Origin of the sequence: Planotetraspora sp. GP83 (assembly GCF_041262585.1) — a bacterium.
Classification (GTDB): Bacteria; Actinomycetota; Actinomycetes; order Streptosporangiales; family Streptosporangiaceae; genus JAOEGB01.
Genome location: NZ_JBGCBZ010000023.1, coordinates 1 through 24,596, shown reverse-complemented (window position 1 = coordinate 24,596; position 24,596 = coordinate 1). Strand labels below are relative to the sequence as shown.

Here is a 24,596-nt window from a genome sequence, read left to right as displayed (position 1 = left end):
CCGGGCTCCTAGGTGAAGACGTAGGAGATGCGGTCGACGAGCTCCTCTTCGAGCCTGATGCCCTCGCTCTCGCTCCGAGCCGCCACCTGCCGCAGGACGTCCGCGTCCACCGCGACCTGGCTCAGAATCGTCCGCACCGCCAGCTCGACCGGCAGGAAACGGGGTGAGAGAACGGACAGCGTCGTGTACGCGCTGAACGGCGTGGCCGCCGGGTTCAGCTGGACGACGGCGGGGAGCGAGTCCCAGTCCCCGGGGAAGGCGTCCTCCCGGGGGACCGGCCGGAGCGGCAGCCGCCCCTCACTGCGTAACAGCCCGAGGCGCAGGAGCTGCCAGACGGCGGCCAGGAACGGGCACGACCACGTGCGCCGCCCGGCGGCCTCGTCCCACAGCTCCACGTCCACGAAGATCGAGTGGCCCCGTTTGGCGTTCTGCACGGGCGGGGCCCACCGCTGCTCCCTGCCCATGGCCTGGACGGCGCCCACCTGCGGGGACCGCGCGCCGTTGGACAGCCACCCCGTCTCTTTCACCGGAGGACGGGATCCGTTGGTCTCCGGGGCCGGATCGTCGACGAGCCGGTCCTCGACCAGCCTGGCGAGCTCGACGCCGTCGCTCTCGGCGCAGGCGGACTCCCTCGCGAGGTAGTCGATGGTCAGGTCGCTCTCGGCCGCGGCGTCGAGCACCATCGGCACCAGCTCGGCCGGGGTGCTGAAACGGCTGAAGTAGTCGTCGATCAGGAAGCACGTGCTGACCCTCGCCCTGCGTCCCGGCACCCGGTCCTGCCAGCTCGCCCGCACGCTCCGGACCCAGGGAGCCACCCGGCGGAACTGCTCTCGCAGCCGCTCGGGACCGGCCTCGAAGTCCTCCATGTAGAGATGTCCGAGCTCGATGGACACGTGGGAGAAGGGAGCCGAGGCGATCCGGCGCTCCGCCGCGACCTCGCCGAACGTCGCGTTCACCGACGTCACAGACCCTCCCATGCGCTGTCATCGACGATCTTCTTGGCAAGCTCGTCGAACGCCGCGGTGGTCTCCGCGTTCGCGATCTTGCTGGCCAGCACGTCCTCGTCCGAGATGAGCTGCTCGCGCCACTGGAGGACGGGATCGAGGGGGATCTTGCCCAGCATCGCCGTACGGCCGACCTTGTGCCGGCGCGCGAGCTCCCGCAGGTCGTTGTCGCAGGCGCTCAGCCAGGCTCGCTGCTCGTCACGCAGGCCCACCAACTCGGCGGCGTCGGGCTCCAGGACGGCCGTGCGGACGAACCGGATGCGGTCACGCAGGTCATCGGGGTCGTGCCCCACCCTGGCGCCTACGTCGAGCAGCCCGTCGGCGCCGGTCACCAGGCCGTCGGCCGCGATGATGTGCTGCCGCGTCCAGCGGTGGAAGACCAGCCAGCGGAAGGGGATCGCCGGGAGCCGCACGGTCGCCTTGAGGACCATCTCGGCGGTGAACGAGCGTCCGGCGCTCACGTCCACCATGCACAGGTCGAACTCCTCCTCCAGGCGGCTGAAGAGCTGCACGCACCTGCCGATCATCTCCTCTTCCACCGTGGCGAGCTCGCCGCCTCCCTCGGTGCCGGGGAGCAGCACCAGCCGCCCGGCGCCGGGCGGTTTGACGCGGAGACCTTCGCGGTCGGATTCGGACCAGATGTCGATCCGGCGCGGCTCGGCGCAGTCGCCTCGGAGGTATTCGTGGAGGCCGCCCGCCTTCGTGCCGCGCGCCACCGAGCTGACGCTGAAGATGGCCCCGGCCGTGGGCGAGCCGAAGTCGAAGTCGAGGTAGCACACGTCGTTGCCCTGCAGCGCGTGCCGGTAGACGATGTTGGTGCTGGTGACCGAGCGGCCGGTGCCGCCCTTGTCGGAGATCGCGAAGATGAGCATCTAGATCGCCTCCGACGCGCTGTCGCGGGCGACGGCGAGACGCTCCAGGTCCAGCAGGGCGTTGTTGATGAGCGCGTTGGCGGTCGCCGGCCGGTCACTGATGATCAATCGTGCCCGCTGGAGTGCCGCCTGGATGCTCCGCAGCTTGGGCTGGATGGTCTGCCCCTCCACGAGCTGCCTGGTGACCAGCTCCTGATCCAGCAGGTGCTCGGCCTCGCTGAGCATCTGGAAGGCGAACTCGACCAGCTGGGGGCTGCGCAGGGGGGACTCGCCGCTGGCGAGGGCGGCGGCGACGAGGAACTCGACGACCCGCTCGCTGAAGTACCACGAGGGCTCCTCGTGACGGACCTCTATGTCGGTGAAGACGTTGCCCGGCTGGTCCCAGAGCCCGCGCGCGGCCCCGTCCGCGCAGCGGCGTTGCATGATGTGCCGCCAGATCTGATCGGCCAGGGTCAGCAGCCGCTCCCTGGTCCGGGTGTTCTGCGCGATCGTGGCGGCCCAGATCGTGCGTTTCAGCAGCGTGATCGCGAAGTCGGAGACGACCCAGATCATGGGCGGGCCCAGCTCCTCGCTGCCGCGCAGGTTGACCGGGACTCCGGGGGAATGCATGAGGACGGGAGGGTCGCCGGGCACACCCCTGCGGATGATCCTCGCCCGGATGGCCAGCTCCTCCAGCACGCTCGCGACGCGGCCGAGGTCGACGTCACTCGCCCGGCTGTTGACCAGGCTCTGCACGACCATGGCGGTGACGCCGAGGCTGTAGTACTCCGACTCCTTCTCGTCCGTGGTCTTCCAGGGGATGTCCTCCAGCGGCCAGGTGCCCCGGCCGTACATGGCGATCGTGCGCCAGTAGAGCTGGGTGAGGTCCCAGCGGCGCTGGAGCGACTGGGCGAGGTTGAGCTGGTCGTCGTTGAGCAGGCCGAGCACACGGGTGCGCTCCGACCACAGGTCGCTGATGCCGACGAGGGCGTTGACGGTGAAGTAGAGGAACGGGGTGTCGGCGGCGACGCCCTTGGGCTGCGGCCCGATCTGGAGCGGCGTGGAGACGTCCGGGGCGTCCTTGACGATGCCCCAGGTCCACCCGCACTCGAACAGCAGGTTCTCGTTGTCGAGGTCCACCTCGCTGCCGGACCCGATGCTGAGGTCGCGCAGGCCCGCCCGGACCGGGCGCAGCTCCCGCCGGAGATCGTCGAGCACGCGCCGCTCGGGGGCGCCGGTCTGGTTGACGGTCCGGAGCAGCGCGCGGCCCGCCGGCGCCCCGGGGTCGAACGCGTTGATGGTGAAGCTGCGCAGCAGTCCCACCATGGCGGCCGACAGCCGGCTGCTCGCGAGATCCTCCAGTTCCCGGATCTCCCTGCGGATGTCCTCGCGGCGCACGCTCTGCCGGAAGACCTTGAGGAAGCCCAGTGTGCCGAGCGCGAGCGTGACCGACATGGAGAAGGAGTCGACGACGTCGAGCTGCAGCTGCTCGGGGGTGATCTTGGCGTCCTCGTCGGACGGGAGGAAGTAGCTGCCGCCCGAGAAAATCGGCCGTCCGTCATCTCCGGTATAGGTCCGGAGATATTCGCCGATGACTTTCAGCAGAAGCTTGGGGATTTCGACGCTGTCACCCAGGTCGGTGAGAGCCGCCAGCACGTCGTCGGCGGTCTCGTCCGGGGTGTCAAGCCGGAAACCCGGCAGCTCGGAGGCCGGGTACATGAAACAGAGGAGCTGTTCGGCATCCGATATGGAGTTCGAACCGCCGCGCCCACCCCAGGTCCACCCGCCGTCGCGGAGGGAGGTGCGCGCCGCCGCCTCCCAGACCTCCAGAAGCTGCTGGCGGGGCTGCAGTTTCATGTGGACCTCTCTGCACTACGAGTGACTTACGTAGTCCGGCGGGGTGGAGGTCGGTCTCGCTTTCTCTACCTAGGGGTCGTGCTTTAACGACTAGGTGGAGACGGGGCCCCCAACTCCTTATACCATTGAAAACCAACTCCGTCGCCTGACCGGCCGGTAATTCCGCCATGTTGCCCAGGTTTGAGTGATAGAGATCTAGAAACGGACATCCGTGTCCTAAGTCTGAGAGATATTTGAAATGTCCCAAATCGAGGTTACCAGGCATATAACGGACCATCCGGATAATGGTTTCCCTTCCACTGGTGAGGCGCCGGTGACGGGTGGGAAGCTCCTGGTGACCGGGGCATGGATCGACACGGCGCGCCTGAAGTCCCTGGAGAGGCTGGGACTCCGGCTGCGCAGGCCGTCGCATGTGCTGACGGAGAAGGAACTCGAACACGAGCTGAAGGGGGCGGTGGCCTACCTGCATGGCGGGGAGGAGCGGGCCACCGCCGCCGCGCTGCTGAGCGCGAAGGACACGTTGAAGGTCGTCGCGTTCGTCGGCGTGGGATACGAGAGCTTCGTCGACGTGGCCGCGGCCGACGATCTCGACATCGTCGTGACGAGCACGCCCGGAGCCGCGAGGGACTCGGTCGCGACGTTCACCGTGGCACAGATCGTCAACACCAACTGGCGGATCATCCAGCAACTCGGCAACCGCTATCCGGACTGGGACGACCCAGACGAGCTTCCACACGAGCTCAGCGCCCGCAAGATCGGCATCGTCGGCATGGGGATCATCGGGACGCGGATCGCGGAGATCCTCAGGCAGGCGTTCGACGCCAACGTCGGATATTACAGCCGGACCCGCAAAGAGATTCTGGAGAAAGAGCTGGATTTGGAATACCAGCCTCTCCGTGAGTTGGTGGCATGGAGCGACATTCTCGTCGTCATGGTGCCGGGAAACGAGAAGACGAAATACATGATCGACGCGGGAGTCCTCGCCGAGGCGCGTAAGGGGACGATCCTCATCAACACCGCCCGGCCGTCCGTCGTGGATCCCGAGGCGCTTCACACCAGCATGAAGGAGGGCCGGATCAGCCTCGCCGTCTTCGACGGCTTCTACCCCCAAGACTCCGAGCCCGCGGCGCGGCTGCTCGAAGACTTCGGCGGCCGGCTTCTCGTCACCGGCCATATCGCGTCCCACACCCGTGAGGCGATGGACCGGATGGTCAATCAAGCGGTTCGGTCGATCGAAAACGTTCTTAACGGCCTGGCCGATCCGTACGCCGTGGGCGGTCGCTCCGAACGCCTTCCGGAAGCGCGGGAAAGCTCGCCCTGAAAGACAAAGAAAGACGCCTCTGTCTGGCGTGGTGGGAGCGGGAAAACGTACTATGAAAACTCCTGCGACTCCTTCGCCGAAAAGTGATGCGTGATTTGACACCCGCAACCGGACGGACGGCCACTGCCACGGGGGCACGTGCGCTTGTCGCGGCGCTCAGGGCGCACGGAGTGGACACGATCTTCGGAATTCCGGGGACGCACAACCTCTCCATCTACCAGGAGCTCGACTTAGCCGGGATCAGGTGTGTGACGCCGCGCCACGAGCAGGGCGCCGGATACGCCGCCGACGGCTACGCGCGGGTCACCGGCCGTCCGGGTGTCGTCGTCACCACCACGGGCCCGGCGGTGGTCAACGCGGCCACGGCGCTCGCCCAGGCGTACTCCGACTCGTCGCCGACCCTGCTCATCTCGCCGGGCGTGCCGACGGACCACCCGCGCCAGGGCCGGGGTTACCTGCACGAGAGCAAGGACCAGTCGGGGGCGCTGGACGCGCTCTGCGCGTGGAGCCACCGGGTCGCGTCGGTGCGGGAGATCCCGGCCGCAGTCGCCCGCGCCTTCGGCCAGTTCGCGGAGGGCCGTCCCCGTCCCGTGCACATCGAGATCCCCGCCGACCTGCTCGACCGGGAGGGCGCCGCCGCGCTCGCCCCGCCGTACCGGCTGATGCCCCGCGCGCCCGACCCCGCGGCGCTGGACGAGGCGGCGAGGCTGTTGCGTACGGCCGGCCGGCCGGGGCTGGTGCTCGGCGGGGGAGCTCAGCGGCCGGGGGACGACGGGCAGCCGGTCGGCCGCCTGGCCATGCGGATCGCCGAGCGCGTCGGCGCCGGCGTGGTGACCACGGTGAACGGCAAGGGAGCGGTGCCGGAGAGCCATCCGCTGGTTCTCGGGGCCACCCTCCATCTGGAGAGCGTGCGGCGGTGGCTGGCCTCCTGCGACGTCGTCCTCGCCATCGGGACCGAGCTGGGGCCGGCCGACCTCTGGGAGGACGACTTCGCCCTCGGCGGGGCCCTCATCCGGGTGGACGTGGACCCGGGGCAGATGTACGGAGACCATGTGGCGGCCGTGGCCGTCGTGGCGGACGCGGCGCTGGCCCTGGAGGAGCTGCACCACCGCATCGGGGACGCTGAGGCCGCGTCGCCAGGGGGAAGCCCGCACGTCCCGGAAGGGCACGCCGCCGAGCTGGCGGAGCTCACCCGCCGATGGGCGGGGCACGTCGAGGCGCTGCGGAGGGCCATGCCGCAGGAGACCGTCGTCGTCGGCGACAACTCGATGATGGTCTATCACGGGGCACTCGTCGCCCTGCCCATGGATCCGCCGGGGCGGTTCCTCTTCCCGACCGGATTCGGCACGCTCGGCTTCGCGCTGCCCGCGGGGATCGGCGCCAAGATCGGCAGACCGGACCGGCCGGTCGTCGTGCTCGCCGGGGACGGCGCTCTCCAGTTCAGCGTGCAGGAGCTGGCCACCGCCGTGGAGCTGCGGCTCAGCCTGCCGATCGTCGTCTCGGCCAACGGCGGCTTCGGGGAGATCCGCGAGGAGATGAAGCAGCGGGGGATGACCCCGGTGGCCGTCGATCTGCTCGGGCCCGACCTGCTCGCCCTGGCCGTCGCGTACGGCGCGCGGGGGCGGGCGGCGGACACGCCCGAAGAGCTCCAGGACGCCGTCGCCGAGGCGCTTCAGGCACCGGTCCCCACGGTGATCGTGGTGACCGAGGCCCAGTGAGCCGCGCGCTGACCCGCTCTCCGGCGACGTCTCACTCTTTGGGCGCCGCCGGGAGCCGCATGACGAACCGGGCGCCCATCGAGCTGTCCTCGATGGTGAGCGTGCCCTCGTGGCTTTCGGCGATCTGACGGGCGATCGAGAGACCGAGCCCCGTGCCGCCGGCGTCCTTGCTACGCGCCGCGTCGAGCCGGGTGAAGCGCTGGAACACCACCTCCCGCTTGTCGGGCGGGATGCCGCCGCCGTCGTCCACGACCTCAAGAACGCATCTGTCCTCGTCCTTGTCCACTCTCACGACGATCATCGAGTTGGCGTGGCGCTCGGCGTTGTCGAGCAGATTGTTCAGCACGCGGGCGAGCCGGAGCCGGTCGCCGACGATCTCCGAGCCGAAGGTCAGCTCCCGGAGGACCTCCACCTTGCGCTGGCGGCGGTCGAGCTCCCAAGCGGCCAGCTCGGCGAGATCGATCCGGTCGTGCTTGGGCGGCGCCCCGGCGTCCAGCCGGGCGATCTGCAGCAGGTCGGTGACGAGCGCCTGCAGGCGATCAAGGCTTTCGAGCAGGGTCTCGCCGGTCGAGGGCCAGTCGGCCTCCTCCGGATGCAGGAGCGCCTCCTCGATCTCGGTGCGCATCGCGGTGAGCGGGCTGCGCAGATCGTGAGACGCGTCGGAGGCGAAGCGGCGCTGCTGCTCGACCGCCATCTCGGCCCGGTCGAGGGTCTGGTTGGCGGTCTCGGCCAGCCGCCGGATCTCGTCCCGGAACTTCGGCACCGGCACGCGCTGCCCCAGGTCGGTGGCCGTGATCACGCCCAGCTTGTCGGTGATCGCATCGACCGGTGCGAGCGCCCTTCCGACGACCTGGTACGTCCCGAACGCCGTCATCGCGATCAGCAGGAGCGACCCGCCGACGAGCGCCGTCACGAGCGGGGCGTTGACATAGGAGGGCACCTGATAGTCCGCTGTGTAGACGGTCCACATGCCGTCGGGCTGCGGAACGCGGAAGGCCACGACGACCATGCACTGTTGCGGGAAGGCCGGGCTGTGGCAGAGCACCTTGCTGGCCTGGGGGCTCGACTCGCTGGGCCGGAAGGCCGCCATCCGGGGCCGCCCGAGGATCCGGCTGCTGGTCGAGATGATCTGACCCTTCGGGTTCAGAACCTGAACCCCGGCGACCTCCCCGTCCAGGATGACGGGAGGGAGCCGCTCGCGGTTGATGAGGTAGACGACGCGCACGCCCGCCGAGACGACCTCCTCGGTCTTGTACCTCTCCGCGGTCCCACGGACGGATATCAGGATGAAAGCCGCGGTGGCAGCACAGACCAGCGCCATGACGGCACTGGCGATTACCGTCAGGCGAGTCCGTACCGACCATCCGTGCCAGAACCCCACCGGATCCCCCCCGGTGACCAGGCGATCACATTAGGTCAACCCTCCGCCAATTAAGGGAGATTCGGGGATAAAAGAGGGCAAACCTACTCTCTGGTGGGGGCTCTCCACACATGTTTTACGGCATCACGCTCGCGACGAGCCCATCCGGACCCTCGCCAGGAGTCCCATAAGGACTTCTCCAAGGACTGCTCCACGGACTTCCATGTTCACATGGAGGCGGCCGCGGCAGTGGGCCGTCCACGGGTCGTGCGGCCGCGGCTCAGGGTCCGCGCGAGCGGGACGAGCAGGGCGCATCCCGCGACGAGCAGAACCAGAACGAAGATCCACTCGCGTGAGCCGCCCGGGCCGTACACGAGGTTGGGGCGGCCGACGTCGATCGCCCGGACCTGCTGGCCGGGCCGCAGGGCGTCGCGGTCGGCGCCGTAGAGGGAGACGTCCCGCTGCCCCGCCGGGCCGCGGAACGTACCCGACCACGAGCACGCCTCGTGCCCGGGATGCTGGACGCAGCTGACCTGCTCGGCTGTGAAGACGCCGGGGGTGCCGTCGCCGCGCGCCGCCCGGAAGGCGGGCGCGATGTTGGGCACCGAGAGGAACAGCAGCGCGAGGCCGGCCACCGTCGCCACCACCAGGCCGAAGCCGGGCCGGCGAGGCGGCGGGGTCATGCCGCGGCGTACGCGCAGGAGCAGGCCATGCTCTTACGCTCGTCGGTCCTCGGCCAGCGGTGCAGCACCATGGCCACGACCATGGGGATGAACACCACGGTGTTGTAGAACAGGTGCAGCTCCACGCGGGGGACGATGAGCTGGATGATGCTGGTCGGCACCGGCTTGCCGAAGAAGTTGTGGTGGCTCTGCGCCTGGATCAGGAGCAGGAGGTGCTCGAAGTGGTGCCAGACCTGGATGCCGAGCGCGATGTTCCACCAGGTGCGCGAGCGACCCACGAAGCCCTTCCGCAGGAGGATCAGCCCGACCAGCATGACCAGCGCGTAGCCGTAGTGGAGGAACTCCGACTTGACCAGCCAGGGGAACCAGAGCCCGAGGACTCCGCGCGCCTGCGGCACGGGCCATCCGAGGACGTAGATCTGGATGGCCTGCGCGATGTGCTCGGCCCAGTGGGCGAGCACGATCGCGGCGAAGACGTTGAGCCCGATGCGGTGACGGTCGGTGTTGAGCGCGGCGGTCAGCCCACTGCCTGTCGCGGTCATGGGGGGGAACTCCTTGTCGGCCGGGGAGAGGTCCGGGCGGACGCCCCGAGCGCGGGGCGCCCCGAGATGGGCGACCGTCATGAAGCCGCGCGGCCGAAGATCAGGCGGCCATCGCGGGCTCCCTTCCGGCTCTCGCCATCCGTGGCTCACGGTAAGAGCCTGGGGCTCTCCCGGTCCTCTTCCAGATTGCGGAACTCCACGACCTGACCGACCCGATCCGACCCGGTCATGCGGGCAGCCACTCCACGGAGGTGGTGACCTCGGCCAGGACGGCCGGGTCGGGGTCGACGCCGATGCCCGGCCCGGTGGGGACGGCGAGGTGCCCGTCGCGCAGCTCGAACGGCGCCGTGACGTCCCTGGCGTAGTACCTGCGCGAGGCCGACGTGTCGCCGGGCAGCGTGAAGCCGGGAAGGGCGGCGAGCGCGACGTTCGCGGCCCGGCCGATGCCCGTCTCCAGCATGCCGCCGCACCACACGGCGACCCCGTGCGCCCGGCAGAGGTCGTGGATGCGACGGGCCTCCAGGTAGCCGCCGACCCTGCCGGGCTTGATGTTCACGATCGAGCAGGCCTTGAGTGAGATCGCGGCCGCCGCGTGCGCCGCCGAGTGGATCGACTCGTCCAGGCACAGCGGCGTCCTGAGCCGCCGGGCCAGCTCCGCGTGCTGCACCAGGTCGTCGTCGCCGAGCGGCTGCTCGATCAGCAGCAGGTCGAACGGGTCGAGCCTCGACAGGTGGGCGGCGTCCGCCAGCGTGTAGGCGGCGTTCGCGTCCACCTGGAGCGGAATGTCCCCGAACCGCTCCCGGACCGCCCTGACCGCTTCGACGTCCCAGCCCGGCTCGATCTTCAGCTTGATCCGTACGTATCCCTCGGCCAGATAGCCGCCGACGGCATCGAGCAACTGGGGGATCGAGTCCATGATCCCCACTGAGACGCCGCACGGCACGGCGTCCCTGGAGGCCCCGAGGAACCGCGCGAACGGCTCGCCCGACGCGCGCAGCTGGGCGTCGAGCACGGCCGTCTCCAGGGCCGCCTTCGCCATCCGGTGCCCCTTGAACGGCTCCAGCGTCCGGCCGACGCCGTACGCGTCGACATGGTGGAGCGCGGCCAGCGCCGGGACCATGAACCGGCGCATCACGTCGGCGGCCCCGTCCACGTACTCCGGCGAGTACAGCGGCTCCTCCATCGCGACGCATTCGGCCCAGCCCTCGGCGTCCGGCGTCACCACCCGGACCAGCAGCACGTCACGCGCCTGCTCGGTTCCGAACGACGTGCGGAACGGCGCCACCAGCGGCATCGAGATCCGCCGCAGCTCCACACCTGTGATCTTCATGCGCGCTCCACCACGTAGCAGCCCTCCGCGAAGCCCGTCACCCGGGCGCCCCGCGCCATCATCCCGCCCAGCACGTCCCGTACGGCATGCCGCCACGCCTTCGCGCCGCCCGCGTCCTGGCGGCGGAGCGTCTCGATGTCCTCGGGGAGCGCCACGAGCACGACGCGCCCGTCCGTCGTGCCGATCGACGGCCGCCCTTCCCGCGCCGCCACGCCGACCACCGCGTCCGCCGGGATCTCCGGCCGGTACGGCATGCCGTCACAGGCCGCCACGACATGGCGCTCGCTCAGCCGCCAGACCGCCAGCACGCGATCGGACTCGTCGCCCACGTTTATCGCGTCGGCCATGGCCCCGTAGAAGTCGGGCAGATACTCCTCCGGCCGGGCCCCCAGCTTGGCCATGTTGAAGTAGGCGTTGCGCCGTACGAGCGGGTCGTAGGTCCAGGTGACGCGGGCGATGCCCCGGCGGAGGGCCCAGGCCCGCTGGTGCAGTTTGAGCGCGAACCCCGCGCCGCGCTTGACCGCCCCGGTCACCTGGGAGTGCAGCACCTCGCCCGGGGGGCCCGCGAGGAACCCGGCGGAGGCTCCCACGAGTGCCGGGCCGTCGAAGGCCCCGGCCACATAGTTCCCGGTGTGGGAGAGCGCCCGCATCAGCTCCACGGTCGCCGGAGGGTTCGTGGGGCCGGGGTGCCAGATGTCGTCGAACAGCCGGACGACCCGCTCGAAGTCGGCGATGTCGTGCAGCTCCCTGAGCTCCACCCCGCTCCGGATCGCCGCTTCTCCGGCCTGCCCGGCCGGGTCCGTCATCTGGCCGTCTCCCCGTTGAGGACCTCGGCGGCCAGAGCGGCGACGAGCCTGGCGCGGGCCGGCATCTCGGCCACGACGACATGCTCCTCGGCGGCGTGGGCGCCGCCGCCGACCGCGCCGAGGCCGTCGAGCGTCGGGCAGCCGACCCCGGCCGTAAAGTTGCCGTCGGAGCCGCCGCCCACGGAGACGCCCCGGAGAGGTCCCATGCCGAGACCCTCGGCGATCCTCGTGGCGACCTCGAAGAGCGCCGCCGAGGCCGACGCTTCCAGGGGCGGCCGGTTGGGGCCGCCGCGGAGCTCCAGGCGTGTCCCGGGAGCGCGGGGGGTCAGGCCGCGCATGAGCTCGTCCACGCGCTCCTGCGCCGCGACGTCGGGCACCCGGACGTCGATCGCGACCCGCCCCACCGCCGGAACCGTGTTCGTGCTCGTCCCGGCCGACATCAGGGTCGGGGTCACCGACACCACGCCCGCCTGGGAGGACGACTCGACCTGCCGGGCGATGTCGTTGATCGCGAGGATCTGGTGGGCCAGCTCGACTCCGGCGTTGATCCCCAGCTCGGGTTCGAGCCCCGCGTGGGCGGCCTTGCCGTACACCACGAGCTCGTAGCGCGAGACGCCCTTGCGTGCGATCTTGAGCGCGCCGCCGTCCGCCCCGGCCTCCAGCACGAACGCCGCGGCGCACTCCGACGCGATCGACTCGATGAGCGGACGGGAGGTCGGCGAGCCGAGCTCCTCGTCCCCCACGACGAGCACCGTGATCCCGTCCGGCGACGGCAGTGAGGCGACAGCGTGGAAGAGCTGCACGAGGCCTGCCTTCATGTCGAAGACGCCCGGCCCCCTGGCCACCCCGTCCACGACGGACCAGGGGTGGTCGCGGAGCGAGCCGATCGGCCAGACGGTGTCGTGGTGGCCGAGCAGCAGCACTCGCGGCCTGCCGAACGACCAGCGCAGGTGGGTCACCCCGCCGATCACCGCCGTCTCCGGCTCGGCCTGAAGCGCCCGGCGTCCCTGCGTGGCGACCACCCGCGCGCTGCGGGCCACGGCCTCGTGGTCGGCGGAGTACGACTCGCAGAGGACGAGCTCCTCGAGGTCGGCCAGCATGTCCGCCAGCATCCCGTCCAGCGTGCCGCCAGGCCTGCCGCCGGGGTTCACGGCCGGGCCTGGCCCAGCTCGGCGCGGAACAGGCGCATCACGTTGCCGCCGAGGATCTTGACGATCTCCTCTTCGGCGAACCCGTGCTTGAGCAGCGCCTCGGTCACCATGGGCAGGCCGCGCGGGCCGTCCAGGCCGGGAATCGCCGCGCCCGAGTCGATGTCGCCGAGGCCGAAACCCTCGCAGCAGGGCGGCGTGAGATCGCGATGGATCTCACGGATGAAGTCGGGGCCGAGGCCGACGTGGTCGATGCCCGCGACACCCGCGACGTGCCCGATGTGGTCGACCAGGTGGTCGATCGTGGCACTGCCCGCGTCCTCGGTGAGGAACGCCGCCAGGAAGTTCACACAGACCACGCCGCCGCCGGCCGCGATCCCCCTGAGCTGGTCATCGGTCAGGTTGCGATGGTGGTCCCGCAGCGCCCGCGCGGAGGAGTGGGTGGCGATGACCGGCCGGGTGGCGATCTCCAGGACGTGCCCGACGCCGGAGGCGCCCAGGTGGGACACATCGAAGATCATGCCGAGCCGTTCCATCTCCTGAAGGGCCTCGACGCCGTGGCTCGTCAGCCGCGAGCCGGTGCCGTCCTGCCCGCTGCCGTCGGCGAGAGCCGTACGGTCCCAGTGGGCGACGGAGGCCACGCGGACGCCGAGCCGGTGCACGGTCGAGATGAGCTCGACGCTGTCGCCGATGCCCGGCATGCTCTCCATGGCCAGCACCAGCGCGATCCTCCCGAGGGCGAGCGCCTCGTCGATCTGCTGCCCGTCGGAGCAGATCCGCACCGTCTCCGGGTTGCCCTCGGCCAGGACGTGCGCGCACTCGATCATGCGGAGCGTCTGGCGCAGCGCCCCCTCAGGCCGGTACTGGTCGTCGATGAACACCGGCAGGACCTGGACGTCGACGCCGCCCGCCACGAGCTGCGGGAGCCACTGGTCCCGGAAGAACGAGGCCCACATCCGGGGAGGCCGGGCGGAGACCGCCATGAGGAGATCGTTGTGCGTGTCGGCGACGACGGCGTCCGCGTGGAGGTCATTTAGCTGATCAACGGGCACGTCGGAGTCCTTCCTGGCGGCGGGAGCCTTCAAGTGACGTTACCTCTCCCGCTCCGGCGCTCCGAGCGGCGATTTCCCCCCACGCTTCCCCTTCCGGGAGTTCCCCTTCCGGGAGTTCCCTTTCCCCGGAGCCTCCCTCCCCGGAGTTCCCTTTCCCCGGAGCCCGGACGGGAGCGCGGTAGTCTGCGCGGGTGTCATCGATCTCCTGTTCCCTGGCCGAGGTCGTCGCCGAGATGGAGGCGATGTACGACCCGTCCTGGGCCGAGCCCTGGGACGCCGTGGGCCTCGGCTGCGGCGATCCGGCGGCAGCCGTACGGAAGGTCCTGTTCGCGGTCGACCCGGTCGCGGCGGTGGCCGACGAGGCGCTCGAATGGGGCGCCGACCTGATCGTCACGCACCACCCCCTCTATCTCCGCGGGACCACGAGCGTCGCCGCCACCACCTTCAAGGGCCGCTTCATCCACCGGCTGATCAGGAACGACGTCGCGCTCTACACGGCGCACACCAACGCCGACGTCGCCGATCCCGGGGTCTCCGACGCGCTCGCCCGCGCCGTGGGGCTGCGTTCCGCCCTCCGCCCGCTCCAGCCCTCTCCGGACAACCCGCGCCGCGGGCTCGGCCGCATCGGGACGCTGCCGTCGCCCCTGTCCCTGCGGGAGTTCGCCGCGCAGGCCGCGTCGGGCCTTCCCCGTACGGCCGGCCCGCTGCGGGTGGCCGGCGACCTCGAACGCCCGATCGAGACCGTCGCGGTGAGCGGGGGAGCGGGGGATTCGCTTCTCAGTACGGCCCGCGCCGCCGGGGCCGACGTCTTCCTGACCGCCGACCTGCGCCACCACCCCGCCAGCGAGCACATGGAGGCCGGGGACGGGCCCGCGCTGATCGACGCCTCGCACTGGGCCACCGAATGGCCCTGGCTGGCCGACGCCGCCGGACGTCTGACGTCAGCGTTGCGGGCCAGGGGCATTACTGTTGAGGCGCGCATCTCGGACGTCGTCACGGACGCGTGGACGGCGACCGCACCAGACCTGGACACGTGAGCACCTTGAGGATAGGGATGAAGGCCGCACCGGAAGCACAGAAGCGTCTGCTCGATCTGGCGGAGCTGGATGCGGGTCTCGACCGGCTGAGGCATCGCCGCCGCACCCTGCCCGAGCTCGCCGAGATCGAGGAGTTGTCCAAGAAGGTGGCGCAGCTCGCCACCCAGGCGATCGGCGCCGAGACCGAGGCGGGTGACCTCGCCAGGGACCAGACCAAGGCCGAGTCCGACGTGGACGCCGTCCGCACCCGGGCCGAGCGCGACCAGAACCGCCTCGACTCCGGCCAGGTTTCCTCGCCCAAGGACCTGGCGAGCCTCCAGTCGGAGATCGCCTCGCTCCGGCGGAGGCAGGGAGACCTGGAGGAGGTCGTGCTGGAGATCATGGAGCGTCGTGAGGCCGCCGACTCCCAGGTGGCGACCCTCAAATCGGAGCGCGACAAGGTGAGCGGCACGCTGGCCGTCGCCGAGGACCGCCGCGACGCCGCCCTCGCGGAGATCGACAAGGACGCCGCGGAGCTTCAGGGCAAGCGCGCCTCGATCACCGGCATCCCGGCCGACCTGCTGGCGCTGTACGAGAAGCTGCGCGAGCAGTCGGGCGTCGGCGCCGCGATGCTGCACGGCGGCCGGTGCCTCGGCTGCCGCACGACTCTGTCCATCGCCGACCTCAACCGCATCCGGGCCGCCGCGCCGGACGAGGTGGTCCGCTGCGAGGAGTGCCGCCGGATCCTGGTCCGGACGGCCGAGTCAGGCCTGTGAACCGGCCGTGAACCGGGCCGTGAACTGTCCGTGAGCCGTCTGTGAGTTCAGTGAGTTCAGTGAGTTCAGTGAGTTCAGTGAGTTCAGTGAGTTCAGTGAGTTCTGTGGGGGCGTCGTGGCCGGCGTGAAGTTCGTGGTCGAGGCCGACGGCGGGTCCCGGGGCAACCCCGGACCCGCCGGATACGGCGCGGTCGTGAAGGACCCCGCCGGCCACGTGCTCGCGGAGGCCGCCGAGTCGATCGGCACCGCGACCAACAACGTGGCCGAGTATCGCGGGCTGATCGCGGGACTCCAGGCACTGCTGGCCCTTGGCGCCGAAGGCGAGCCCGTCGAGGTCCGGATGGACTCCAAGCTCGTCATCGAGCAGATGGCCGGCCGCTGGAAGGTCAAGCACGAGGGTCTCCGGCCGCTCGCTCTGGAGGGCGCCGCCCTGGCCCGGCGCTTCCGGGTCACCTGGAAGTGGATCCCCCGCGAGCAGAACAGCCACGCCGACCGCCTGGCCAACGAGGCCATGGACGCCGCCGCCCGAGGCGAGAAGTGGCAGGCCAAAACCATCTCGGCGACCACGTCAGCCACAGCGTCCGCGTCGGTGACCGCCTCGTTGGAGCGGCAGCCGGACGCCCTGTTCGAGCAGCCCGGCGCCCAGGAGCCCGGCGTCCGGGCCGGGCGCGGCACCGGCTGGATGGCGGGTTCCACACGGACGGCCACCTCGCTGCTCCTGCTCAGGCACGGTGAGACTCCGCTGTCCATCGAGAAGCGGTTCTCCGGTCTGGGCAACCCCGCCCTCACAGCGAACGGCGTGGCCCAGGCGGAGGCCGCCGCCGTACGCCTGTCCGGCAAGCCGTACGAGATCGAAGCGATCGTCAGCTCCCCGCTGCTGCGCGCCCGGCAGACCGCGGAGGCGGTGGCGGCCCGGACCGAACTGCCCGTGTCCGTGGAGGACGATCTCCGCGAGACCGACTTCGGCGCGTGGGAGGGGTACACGTTCGCCGAGATCCAGGAGCGGTGGCCCGATGAGCTCGCCGCCTGGCTGGCGGACCCCGGCGTGGCCCCGCCGGGCGGTGAGAGCTTCGCGACGACGGCCCGCCGAGTCGATCGGGCCAGGGACCGGATCGTCACGGCCCACGAGGGTAAGAGCGTGCTCGTGGTGTCTCATGTGACGCCGATCAAGATGCTCGTACGGCTCGCCCTCATGGCGCCTCCGGAAGCGCTTTACCGCATGCATCTCGATCTGGCCTGCCTTTCGCTGATCGAGTACTACGCCGACGGGCCGGCCGTGGTCCGGACGCTCAACGACACCGCCCACCTGCGCTGATCTGCATCTCCTTCGCCGACCCCCTGATCGCGACCCCTGTGCGTACGGCAGGGCGGCGGGCGACTGGGGCGAACCCGTGACGAACGTGGCCTGTCGGACCTCGGCGGCGTAGCGGACGACGGCGGACCAGAGCGTACTCGGCGCGCCGGATCTCCGCGGGCCACCAAAACCCCGCGAACTACTTCCGAGGTTTTCGTTGTCCGCGATCGGAGCGCCGGTCTCCTCTATGGCGGCACATGCGTTCCGCCAGCCTCGAAACCCCCGGACCGCTCTACGAAGGGCACTGAAATAATGAGTGAGACTGTTCCGGCGGCTGCCGCGCCGGCTGGTATGGCGGCCCGGCGGATGCGTCATGTCGCGGTCGCCGGCGTTCTCCCGATCGTCCTGGGCGGCTCCCTGGTGAACGGCATACTCCCGGCCCATGCGGCCGACGCTCCGATTTCACAAGGCCGCCCGGTGGCCGCCTCTTCGTCCGAGCGGGGCGATCTGTCGGCGGCGGCCGCGGTGGACGGCAACGACGGCACACGCTGGTCCAGCAGGTTCAGCGACCCGCAGTGGCTGCAGGTGGACCTGGGAAAGTCCACCGCCATCACGAAGGTCGTACTGAAATGGGAGCGCGCCTACGCCACCCACTTCAAGATCCTGAGCTCCGCCGACGGTAAATCCTGGACGACGCTGTACGTCACGACCTCCGGCAGAGGAGGCGTGCAGACGGTCAACGTGTCGGCCACCGGCCGTTACGTCCGGCTCTACACCACCAAGCGGTCCAGCCCGTACGGCGTCTCGCTATGGGAGTTCCAGGTCTTCGGACAGACGTCGGCCACCCCCGCTCCGAGCGCGACCCCGACGAAGCCCGCACCGAGCTCCAATCCGAGCACAGCTCCGGCCACGCCCGCGCCGACCGGCCCTTCGGCGGCGTCCGGCAAGAAGGGGGTGGGCGTGTGGAAGATGACCGGAGTCAGCGAGGCGCTGGCCAAGTCGGGTGCGAGCTGGTACTACACCTGGTCCTCGAATCATGACGGCATCACCACACCCAAGGGGTCCGAGTTCGTCCCCCTGATCTGGGGAGCCGGCAGCGTCACCGACAAGACGCTCGCCGAGGCGAAGAGCGCCGGACCTTACCTGCTTGGTTTCAACGAGCCAGACATGGCCGAACAGTCCAACATGTCAGTGGACAAGGCGCTGTCCCTGTGGCCCAAGCTGATGGGAGCCGGTCGTGTGGTGGGCAGCCCCGCCGTCGCCTACGGCGGCGACAGGCCGGGGGGCTGGCTGGATCGCTTCATGTCCGGAGCGGCCCAGCGCGGCTACCGCGTCGACTTCGTCACCCTGCACTGGTACGGCGGAGACTTCCGCACGGAGGCGGCGGTCGGGCAGCTCAAGTCTTATCTGCAAGCCGTGTACGAGCGCTATCACAAGCCGATCTGGCTCACCGAGTACGCGCTGATCGACTTCTCCCACGGCGTCCGCTTCCCCACGGAGGCGCAGCAGGCCGCGTTCGTCACCGCCTCCACCACGATGCTGGCCGGCCTGCCGTACGTGCATCGCTACGCCTGGTTCGGCCTGGGCGCCTCGGACACCGGCCCCAGCAGCGGCCTGTTCCACGGCAACGGGGTCGCGACCGCGGCCGGCCGCGCCTTCCAGGAGGCCCGCTGACAAGGGCGGCATTCGAATACGCCTGACCGGCTGGCGGCGTCCCGCCGGTGTTGTGCCCGGATTTCGTTGTCCGCCGCCGTTCCGGCCGGTCTCGCGAACGAACGCGTCCGTAGGCAGGACCCGCGCGGTCCGGCCGGAACAGCCCGGTATTCCACCTCATCCCGGGTTGCCGGGCCATCCGAAGAGACACGTGAGAGGAGCGGCGATGAGGACGACCGTCGCCGCCGGCCCGGCCATGGGGTCCGGCACAGGTCACCAACGGACGGCGGCAGGGCGGACAGGTCAGCGATCAGCATCGCCCATCCATCGCCCAAGGTCAGGGTCGATCGAATCGGTTCTGTGTGCTCCGTCGTACGGCGTCGCGATCCCTCTCATACGGTCATCTGAGCGGTAACGCCCCGGCAGAAAGCGATTTCCGTGCCCGGATGACCGTACAAGTGAGATCATCTAAGCGCTGGGCGGTCCAACCCCTAGTCGAACAGAGATACGCGTTCAAGCCGACTGTCGTACGAACGGCCCTTCCAGGTGTGCGGTGGCAATCCCTTGCCTGGCGGGAATGGGTGCGTGAGCCGATAGGGTTTCTATTACGGCGGACGAGCCGGCCGGGCGGCCGCGTCAGAGCATCGCGCTCTGCCGAGGAAGGTCCGGGCTCCACAGGGCAGGGTGGTCGGTAACGCCGACCCGGGGTGACCCGCGGGACAGTGCCACAGAGAGCAGACCGCCCCCCTTTGCGGGGGTAAGGGTGAAAGGGTGGTGTAAGAGACCACCAGCGCCCACGGCGACGTGGGCGGCTCGGTAAACCCCACCCGGAGCAAGGTCAAGAAGGGACGTTTCCCTGGAAGCGTCCTGCGCGCGACGTTCGAGGGCTGCCCGCCCGAGCCGCGCGGGTAGACCGCTTGAGGCCGCCGGCAACGGCGGTCCTAGATGGATGGCCGCCGATCAGCCACGGCTGATCACAGAACCCGGCCTACAGGCCGACTCGTCCGCCCTTAGCCCATCTGAGCTGGAGGTTCTACCGCCTCATTCATGATCGGGGCACATTGGGGGCACATCGAGCGCGGAACGGAAGGCGTTGTCCAGCGCCGTGCGAGCCCGCTCGGAGGCTTCCGGCACGAGGTGCCCATAGAGATCAACCGTCGTGGTGATCGACTCATGGCCGAGCCATCGAGACACCTCAGAGATCGGCACGCCCTCCGCCAGAGCCGTACTCGCGAAGGTGTGCCGCAGATCATGAAAGGTGGTGTCGGGGAGCAGACCGGCAGCCTTGATCGCGGGTTTCCAGACCCGAGCGTTAACGTAGTCCCGCCGCATGAGGTTGTCGCGGGAGGTCGAGAAGAGAAGATCGGCGGGGGTGTGGTCCGCGATGTGCTTCTCCAGCGCTTCGGCCAGGAACACCGGCATGGGAACCTCGCGAACCGACGCGGGACTCTTTGGAGTCGCCAGAGCTGGCCGACGATCCACGATCACCACTTGACGATCAACACTCAATCGATCCAGGCCACGGCCACTCGCCATCAGATCTCGATGATGTGAGCGAGCGAGAGGGGATCACCGATCACTGATGTCGGGACAACCAGGCGGCTGCGTGATCTTCTCATCGCCGATGGCTGGTACAACCTCCGCCTCCGTGCCAGGGCGGCTGTGGCCGCGGGACACCTTCCGGGACGGAGTCGGGGCGGCCGGGAGAACCTCCCTTAAATACTCTTCCAGTGACGACTCCTGGAGTGCCGGGTACGCGGCATCTGGGAGTGGTTGCACCTGGCAATCGAGTGAGGCATCGGTGGTGAGTGCCGGCATAATCGCCACTGCCAGGAGCAGCAGGAAGGACCTACTCCGCCTCTTCATGCACCATCACTCCGAATCACTCACCACCGCGGCTGTCGAACTTAGCAGCACAACCAGAAGGTCTCGTGCGTGACGAACTGCGTGACAACGTCGGCGCACGACCATGGACACAGATGGACGACGGTGGACGATCCCCGCAGGTGGAAGCTCGGTAAGCCCAGCTCGAACAACTGCTGCCGTTGCCTGATAAGGAAGAGGCGTCGTCGGGCTCTACCAGCCCATGTCCTTGGCCACCTCCTCTTGGGCGGCGGCTATCTCCTCGGCAGTCGATCCGGTGATGTCGGTGTCGGTGTCGTATTCCAACCGCGAGAGTAGGTCGGTGAGCGCCTGCTTCTGCGCCGGGTGGGTAATCGGCACCGTGTTGAGGTCGGTGCTCATCAGCCAGTCGAACAGGACGATCGCGTCCGCACGCCACAGGCTCACCTTCACGACCTGAATCTCATGTTGCATGGCGCCCATTGTCCATGGTCAATCACCGGTCGGCGGTGAACGGTTCGCGGAGGTCTGTCGGGACGGGGGCACTTTGGGGGCACATGGCATCGGAAAACGCTGGCAAGCGATGACAACGAACGGAAGCGTTGTCGCAGGTCGCTTGTGGTTCAGAGTGAATCCGCGCAGGTAGGAAGCGTGCGAAATTAGAACCCGGCCTACAGGCCGACTCGTCCGCCCCTATCGCGTCTACCAGGCACAACGTACATTAGATGATCTAATCCGAAAATCGGACAGTACGTGGGCAGGCGGCAGCGAACCCCAGCTCGGCGATTACCGTTGGGGTTCGTTGTGCCGGGTGTGTCAGGCGGCGGTCTCCAGGGTGACTTTGAACCCGAGGGCTTCGAGCTGGCGGACGTGATCGCGTTTTTCCGGTCTGGGTTGATGCGGCGGGTGAACCAGTCGGAGCCGAGATCGTTGTATCGGGCGTCGGGATCGGACAGAAGGTGCCACACGATGGTCAGGATGGAACGGCCGACCGCGACGATGGCCTTCTTCTTGCCACGTCTTCGAGCTATCCGGCGGTAGCGCTCGCCGAGAAAGGTGTTGGTCCGGCTGGCGCCGATAGCGGCTTCGCCGAGGGTTCGGGCCAGGTAGCGGTTGCCCTTTCCGGTGGAGCCGCGACCCTTGTTCTTGCCGGCTGACTGCTTGACTCCGGGTGCGAACCGCGCCCAGGAGGCCAGATGGCCCGGGGTGGGGAAGCGGCTCATGTCCAGGCCGACCTCGGAGATGATCACGTGTGCGGCGGTCAGGCCGATCCCGGGGATCTCATCCAGCCGGTCGACCGCCGAGGCGAAAAGGGGTGATCTCCTCTTCGATCTTGCCTTCGACCTCGGTGATGTCGGCTTCCAAAGCGTCGATACGGGCGAGCATCTTGCCCAGCAGGAACGCGTGATGATCAGTGAACCGCCCGGTGAACGCCTCCTCCAGCAGCGGGATCTTCCGCCGCAGCGACGTGCGCGCCAACTGTGCCAGCACCTTGGGGTTACGCTCCCCGTCGATCAGCGCGGCCATCATGTCCCTGCCGGACGCGCCGAAGATGTCACTGGCCACGACGCTGACTTTGATCTGGGCGTCCTCCAGTAGTTTCTCCGCCCGTTCTTCTCCGCGGTGGCCGTGTTGACCAGGTCGTACCGGTATCGGGTTAGATCGCGCAGCCGCCGGATCTGGGGCGGGGGCACGAAGCTCGGCCGGATCATCTGGCGTTCGGCGATCTCGCACAGCCACACCGCGTCCAAAACGTCGGTCTTGGGCCTGCCGGGCATATGGTTGAACCCGCCCGCGACGGCCATCACCAGCATTGAGGTCATCGACGGACGTGACCTCGGCCCCTTGGGTCGCCGGTAGAGCTCTCTGCGAGACCAATTGCGTGACAACGGTGACGGTCAACTATGGACGCTGGTGGACGGCAGTAGACAATCCGCGCAGGTGAGGCTGGCCCGAAGTCTTCCAAACTGGTGATCCTCCGCACGGTACTGTTCTGGGCGTGGCGGAATCCGAGGAAATCATCCGTGCTGTTTTCGAGGACTGGGCCGTGGCCCTCAATAGCACAGTCGAGGCGCTGACATCTCAGATTCTGACCGGACGACACGGAGTCCAGCCCGATCCGGTAGAGCCGGGGAATGCAGAGAGGAAACTTCATAAAGTTATACGTCATGAGTTGACGTCGATGATCCATAGCTACTGCGTCACGATCAATGGCGGGAGCGTCAGCGCTGAAACGGGCCGTGTCTACCTAATCGATGAGAACGGCACGGATCATACAGGGTTGGGCTTGCATGGCGAGTTCTTCGGCTACCTTGACTCGACAGGGCGATCTATTACTTAGGGACCGTGACACCAGCGCGGCCCTTGCTGTACAGCAACACGGCCTCATATATTCGAATAACTGCACTGATGAAAGTCACCACAGCCACCAACCCACACAAAGAGAGCCCTCGTTGTACGAGGGCTCTCCTCGATGCACGTCGTGGGTTGGATATGGAGCGGCGGGTCGTGGCGAGTGAACCGGCCTGACATCGGAATGCGCCACGCGGTCCGGCTGTCCTGGGGCTTCACTCCAAGGCCGAGGAACCGGCGAACCAGCTATGACATGAACAGCACATCATGGCATCGAGATGCGGGGCCGCTCCTGTGCGACGGACCGGCCCCCGCCACCCCGAAGAATCCGGAGATGGTCAGTGCGACTCCGCCGGCGGCGCCATCTAGCTGTACAGGCGCGCTCCCGTTTCCACCACTGAGATCGCCAAGGCGCTTACAAGATGCTCTCGCACGGTAGCCCGATGCGCGTACCGTGGTCCCAGCCCGAGACGCAGTACTTCCCGACGACGGCGGGGATGCCGGTCCACTCCTGCTTGGGCTGGAACGCGCCGTTGGTCCACGTCTGGGTGGGGCCGTGCCGATACAGCCCATTGGGGCCGGTGAGATCGAAGTTTCCGTAGAAGCTGCCGTGCTGGGGGTACGCCTGGACGTATACCGTGCCATTTCTCGGCGTAGAGAGGTACATGCAGACGTTTCCGTTGCAGCCGAGGGCATCCGCTTGCGACGCGGAGGCACCTGCGAAAAGTACCCCGGAGACAAGGGTGGTCGCCATCACCGTGATTCGAAGTTTCGAGCCGAGTCTGCGCATGTCTTAGTTCCCTTCCAGATGTGGGCCCCACGCTTGATGGCCCGCCTAATGAGTTCTCGATTGGTTTGTTCGCTTATGACCGCCGTCCCGAGCCCCCGGAACTCGGCAACGGCGAACGCCTCCCGGAAGCCGCAACCTCTGCCGCGGGTGTTCACTGCCACCTCCCCTGTTCGTGGCAGTAGCGCACGATCACCTTTCTTCCGTATCGGTCCCTCAACGCCGGTTCGTTCACCGACGCGAGGCAGCGGACAGAGCGGGGGGAACGGCTCGGGCTAAAGCATCGGATACGCCGGTATATGTTCGGTATAGGCCCTGGCCGAATGCATTTCGGCCCCGCGGGGCGGTCCGGTGCGGACACGGGCTCCCTCGCTGACCAAACGGCACACTTTTGGGCACACGGCAGCGTGATCAAGCGTCCGATCTCCGCCTTGGCCTGCCTAAAGGGGGCGGGGGACCGCCCCTTTCCAAGGCTCTGGGCCCGAGGTTGATGGCACGCCTAGGGGCCAACCCTATGCGCAGCGTCCCAGGGTGTGGATATCTCACCCGGCCGGAGTCGCTACGTCACGCCACTAAAGCGGGCCGATTGTAGCGCGTTTAGCAGGGGTCAGTTGTACAGCTTGCCTCTGGCGCTTGGGGTGGCGTTGTAGACCTCGAGCCGATAGTAGCCGTACAGTCCGTAGATCGAGCCCTCGGAGTAAAACGGAGCAGTCTTGCGGGTGAATCCACTGCGGACGACCGCGCCATTTTGGACGTCCACCACACGCCAGTTCGCCCCGAGGATCGAACCGGCCTGGACATGGTAATAAACCCAGTGGGCGCTGTTTGCCTGAATGATGTTCGTCTCACAGTGGGTGGTGACCACCACGCAGGTGTCTGACGCGGCGCTGGCCGGTGTGGCAGTGGTGATTCCCGCGACAATAGCCGCGGCAGCCGCGCCGCCGGCGGCCAGGAATCTCCTTAGCTTCATCTGTGCTCCTTGGTGCTTGGGAGTATCGGCCCTCAAAACGCCGGTTCATTCGCCGACCAGAGGCGGAGCCAGAGCCGGGAGCGGCTCAGGCAGAGCATCGGATACGCCGGTATAGGCGAGGTATAGGCGCAGGGAGAACGAGCAATCGTCAATACCTGTGGATCAAGATCTTTTAAGCGGCGATCGGTGAGCCCTCGATGGCCGGTGTCTCCTCGGGGCGTTCGGCGAGTCTGC

The 24,596-nt window shown here is 68.5% G+C and carries 24 protein-coding genes and 1 other RNA gene; 8 read left to right on the top strand and 17 right to left on the bottom strand.

The window, feature by feature from the left end; genetic code table 11:
* Positions 1-8: 8 nt before the first annotated feature.
* From ABH927_RS27270 to ABH927_RS27260, 3 genes are read right to left on the bottom strand one after another with little or no spacing between them, the layout of a single operon-like run.
* On the bottom strand, positions 9-965 hold the full coding sequence (locus ABH927_RS27270) for an SCO2522 family protein (protein WP_370026144.1): 957 nt from the start codon (positions 963-965) through the stop codon (positions 9-11).
* Positions 962-1,876: an SCO2523 family variant P-loop protein gene (locus ABH927_RS27265; RefSeq protein ID WP_370026143.1), complete on the bottom strand. Its 915-nt coding sequence runs from the start codon at positions 1,874-1,876 to the stop codon at positions 962-964. The genes ABH927_RS27270 and ABH927_RS27265 overlap by 4 nt, the downstream gene beginning before the upstream one ends.
* The gene (locus tag ABH927_RS27260; RefSeq protein WP_370026141.1) at positions 1,877-3,712 is read right to left on the bottom strand and encodes an SCO2524 family protein; all 1,836 of its coding nucleotides are present in this window, start codon (positions 3,710-3,712) and stop codon (positions 1,877-1,879) included.
* A 313-nt stretch (positions 3,713-4,025) separates the two neighbouring features.
* On the opposite strand from ABH927_RS27260, the gene ABH927_RS27255 reads away from it, so the two are divergent.
* Positions 4,026-5,033: a 2-hydroxyacid dehydrogenase gene (locus tag ABH927_RS27255; protein WP_370026139.1), complete on the top strand. Its 1,008-nt coding sequence runs from the start codon at positions 4,026-4,028 to the stop codon at positions 5,031-5,033.
* An 86-nt stretch (positions 5,034-5,119) separates the two neighbouring features.
* Positions 5,120-6,751: a 5-guanidino-2-oxopentanoate decarboxylase gene (locus tag ABH927_RS27250; protein ID WP_370026138.1), complete on the top strand. Its 1,632-nt coding sequence runs from the start codon at positions 5,120-5,122 to the stop codon at positions 6,749-6,751.
* A 31-nt stretch (positions 6,752-6,782) separates the two neighbouring features.
* Here the strand turns inward: ABH927_RS27250 and ABH927_RS27245 are convergent, their stop codons facing one another.
* The 7 genes from ABH927_RS27245 to ABH927_RS27215 form a co-directional block, all read right to left on the bottom strand.
* Complete coding sequence (locus ABH927_RS27245; protein WP_370026137.1) at positions 6,783-8,072, bottom strand: sensor histidine kinase; 1,290 nt, start codon at positions 8,070-8,072, stop codon at positions 6,783-6,785.
* A 266-nt stretch (positions 8,073-8,338) separates the two neighbouring features.
* Positions 8,339-8,794 (bottom strand): hypothetical protein, encoded by a 456-nt coding sequence (locus ABH927_RS27240; protein ID WP_370026135.1) that lies wholly within the window; start codon positions 8,792-8,794, stop codon positions 8,339-8,341.
* The gene (locus tag ABH927_RS27235) at positions 8,791-9,336 is read right to left on the bottom strand and encodes a hypothetical protein (RefSeq protein WP_370026134.1); all 546 of its coding nucleotides are present in this window, start codon (positions 9,334-9,336) and stop codon (positions 8,791-8,793) included. The genes ABH927_RS27240 and ABH927_RS27235 overlap by 4 nt, the downstream gene beginning before the upstream one ends.
* A 226-nt stretch (positions 9,337-9,562) precedes the next feature.
* Complete coding sequence (gene menC / locus ABH927_RS27230; protein WP_370026132.1) at positions 9,563-10,666, bottom strand: o-succinylbenzoate synthase; 1,104 nt, start codon at positions 10,664-10,666, stop codon at positions 9,563-9,565.
* Positions 10,663-11,472 (bottom strand): GNAT family N-acetyltransferase, encoded by an 810-nt coding sequence (locus ABH927_RS27225; RefSeq protein ID WP_370026130.1) that lies wholly within the window; start codon positions 11,470-11,472, stop codon positions 10,663-10,665. Before ABH927_RS27225 ends, menC begins: the two co-directional genes overlap by 4 nt.
* Complete coding sequence (locus tag ABH927_RS27220; protein ID WP_370026128.1) at positions 11,469-12,584, bottom strand: M20/M25/M40 family metallo-hydrolase; 1,116 nt, start codon at positions 12,582-12,584, stop codon at positions 11,469-11,471. Before ABH927_RS27220 ends, ABH927_RS27225 begins: the two co-directional genes overlap by 4 nt.
* Positions 12,585-12,619: 35 nt before the next feature.
* Positions 12,620-13,672 carry a dipeptidase gene (locus tag ABH927_RS27215; RefSeq protein WP_370026127.1) on the bottom strand — a complete coding sequence of 351 codons (1,053 nt, stop codon included), beginning with the start codon at positions 13,670-13,672 and terminating at the stop codon, positions 12,620-12,622.
* Positions 13,673-13,863: 191 nt separating this feature from the next.
* Between ABH927_RS27215 and ABH927_RS27210 the strand changes: the two genes are divergently transcribed.
* The 5 genes from ABH927_RS27210 to rnpB all read left to right on the top strand — a co-directional run bounded on the left by ABH927_RS27210 (position 13,864) and on the right by rnpB (position 19,418).
* Positions 13,864-14,709 (top strand): Nif3-like dinuclear metal center hexameric protein, encoded by an 846-nt coding sequence (locus ABH927_RS27210; RefSeq protein ID WP_370026125.1) that lies wholly within the window; start codon positions 13,864-13,866, stop codon positions 14,707-14,709.
* Positions 14,710-14,726: 17 nt separating this feature from the next.
* Positions 14,727-15,464, top strand: a complete 738-nt coding sequence (locus ABH927_RS27205; RefSeq protein ID WP_370026123.1) for a zinc ribbon domain-containing protein — start codon at positions 14,727-14,729, stop codon at positions 15,462-15,464.
* 115 nt (positions 15,465-15,579) lie between these two features.
* The gene (locus tag ABH927_RS27200) at positions 15,580-16,779 is read left to right on the top strand and encodes a bifunctional RNase H/acid phosphatase (protein WP_370026121.1); all 1,200 of its coding nucleotides are present in this window, start codon (positions 15,580-15,582) and stop codon (positions 16,777-16,779) included.
* A gap of 291 nt (positions 16,780-17,070) precedes the next feature.
* Positions 17,071-18,432 (top strand): glycosyl hydrolase, encoded by a 1,362-nt coding sequence (locus ABH927_RS27195; protein WP_370026119.1) that lies wholly within the window; start codon positions 17,071-17,073, stop codon positions 18,430-18,432.
* A gap of 594 nt (positions 18,433-19,026) precedes the next feature.
* An RNA gene (rnpB, locus tag ABH927_RS27190) (RNase P RNA component class A) lies at positions 19,027-19,418 on the top strand.
* A gap of 34 nt (positions 19,419-19,452) precedes the next feature.
* Here the strand turns inward: rnpB and ABH927_RS27185 are convergent.
* The 5 genes from ABH927_RS27185 to ABH927_RS27165 all read right to left on the bottom strand — a co-directional run bounded on the left by ABH927_RS27185 (position 19,453) and on the right by ABH927_RS27165 (position 22,031).
* A complete protein-coding gene (locus tag ABH927_RS27185; RefSeq protein WP_370026117.1) occupies positions 19,453-19,947 on the bottom strand; it encodes a tyrosine-type recombinase/integrase in 495 nt (164 codons plus the stop codon).
* Positions 19,948-20,487: 540 nt separating this feature from the next.
* Positions 20,488-20,727, bottom strand: a complete 240-nt coding sequence (locus tag ABH927_RS27180) for a hypothetical protein (protein WP_370026115.1) — start codon at positions 20,725-20,727, stop codon at positions 20,488-20,490.
* A gap of 197 nt (positions 20,728-20,924) precedes the next feature.
* On the bottom strand, positions 20,925-21,503 hold the full coding sequence (locus tag ABH927_RS27175; protein WP_370026113.1) for a transposase: 579 nt from the start codon (positions 21,501-21,503) through the stop codon (positions 20,925-20,927).
* 31 nt (positions 21,504-21,534) lie between these two features.
* Positions 21,535-21,783, bottom strand: coding sequence for a hypothetical protein (locus tag ABH927_RS27170; RefSeq protein ID WP_370026111.1), 249 nt, complete (start codon positions 21,781-21,783; stop codon positions 21,535-21,537).
* Positions 21,780-22,031 carry a transposase gene (locus ABH927_RS27165; RefSeq protein WP_370026283.1) on the bottom strand — a complete coding sequence of 84 codons (252 nt, stop codon included), beginning with the start codon at positions 22,029-22,031 and terminating at the stop codon, positions 21,780-21,782. Before ABH927_RS27165 ends, ABH927_RS27170 begins: the two co-directional genes overlap by 4 nt.
* Before the next feature lie 221 nt (positions 22,032-22,252).
* Between ABH927_RS27165 and ABH927_RS27160 the strand changes: the two genes are divergently transcribed.
* Positions 22,253-22,594, top strand: coding sequence for a hypothetical protein (locus tag ABH927_RS27160; RefSeq protein ID WP_370026109.1), 342 nt, complete (start codon positions 22,253-22,255; stop codon positions 22,592-22,594).
* Between the two features lie 426 nt (positions 22,595-23,020).
* Here ABH927_RS27160 and ABH927_RS27155 read toward each other — a convergent pair whose 3' ends face one another.
* Positions 23,021-23,272, bottom strand: a complete 252-nt coding sequence (locus tag ABH927_RS27155; protein ID WP_370026107.1) for a hypothetical protein — start codon at positions 23,270-23,272, stop codon at positions 23,021-23,023.
* Positions 23,273-23,999: 727 nt separating this feature from the next.
* Positions 24,000-24,362, bottom strand: coding sequence for a hypothetical protein (locus tag ABH927_RS27150; protein WP_370026105.1), 363 nt, complete (start codon positions 24,360-24,362; stop codon positions 24,000-24,002).
* Positions 24,363-24,596: the final 234 nt, after the last annotated feature.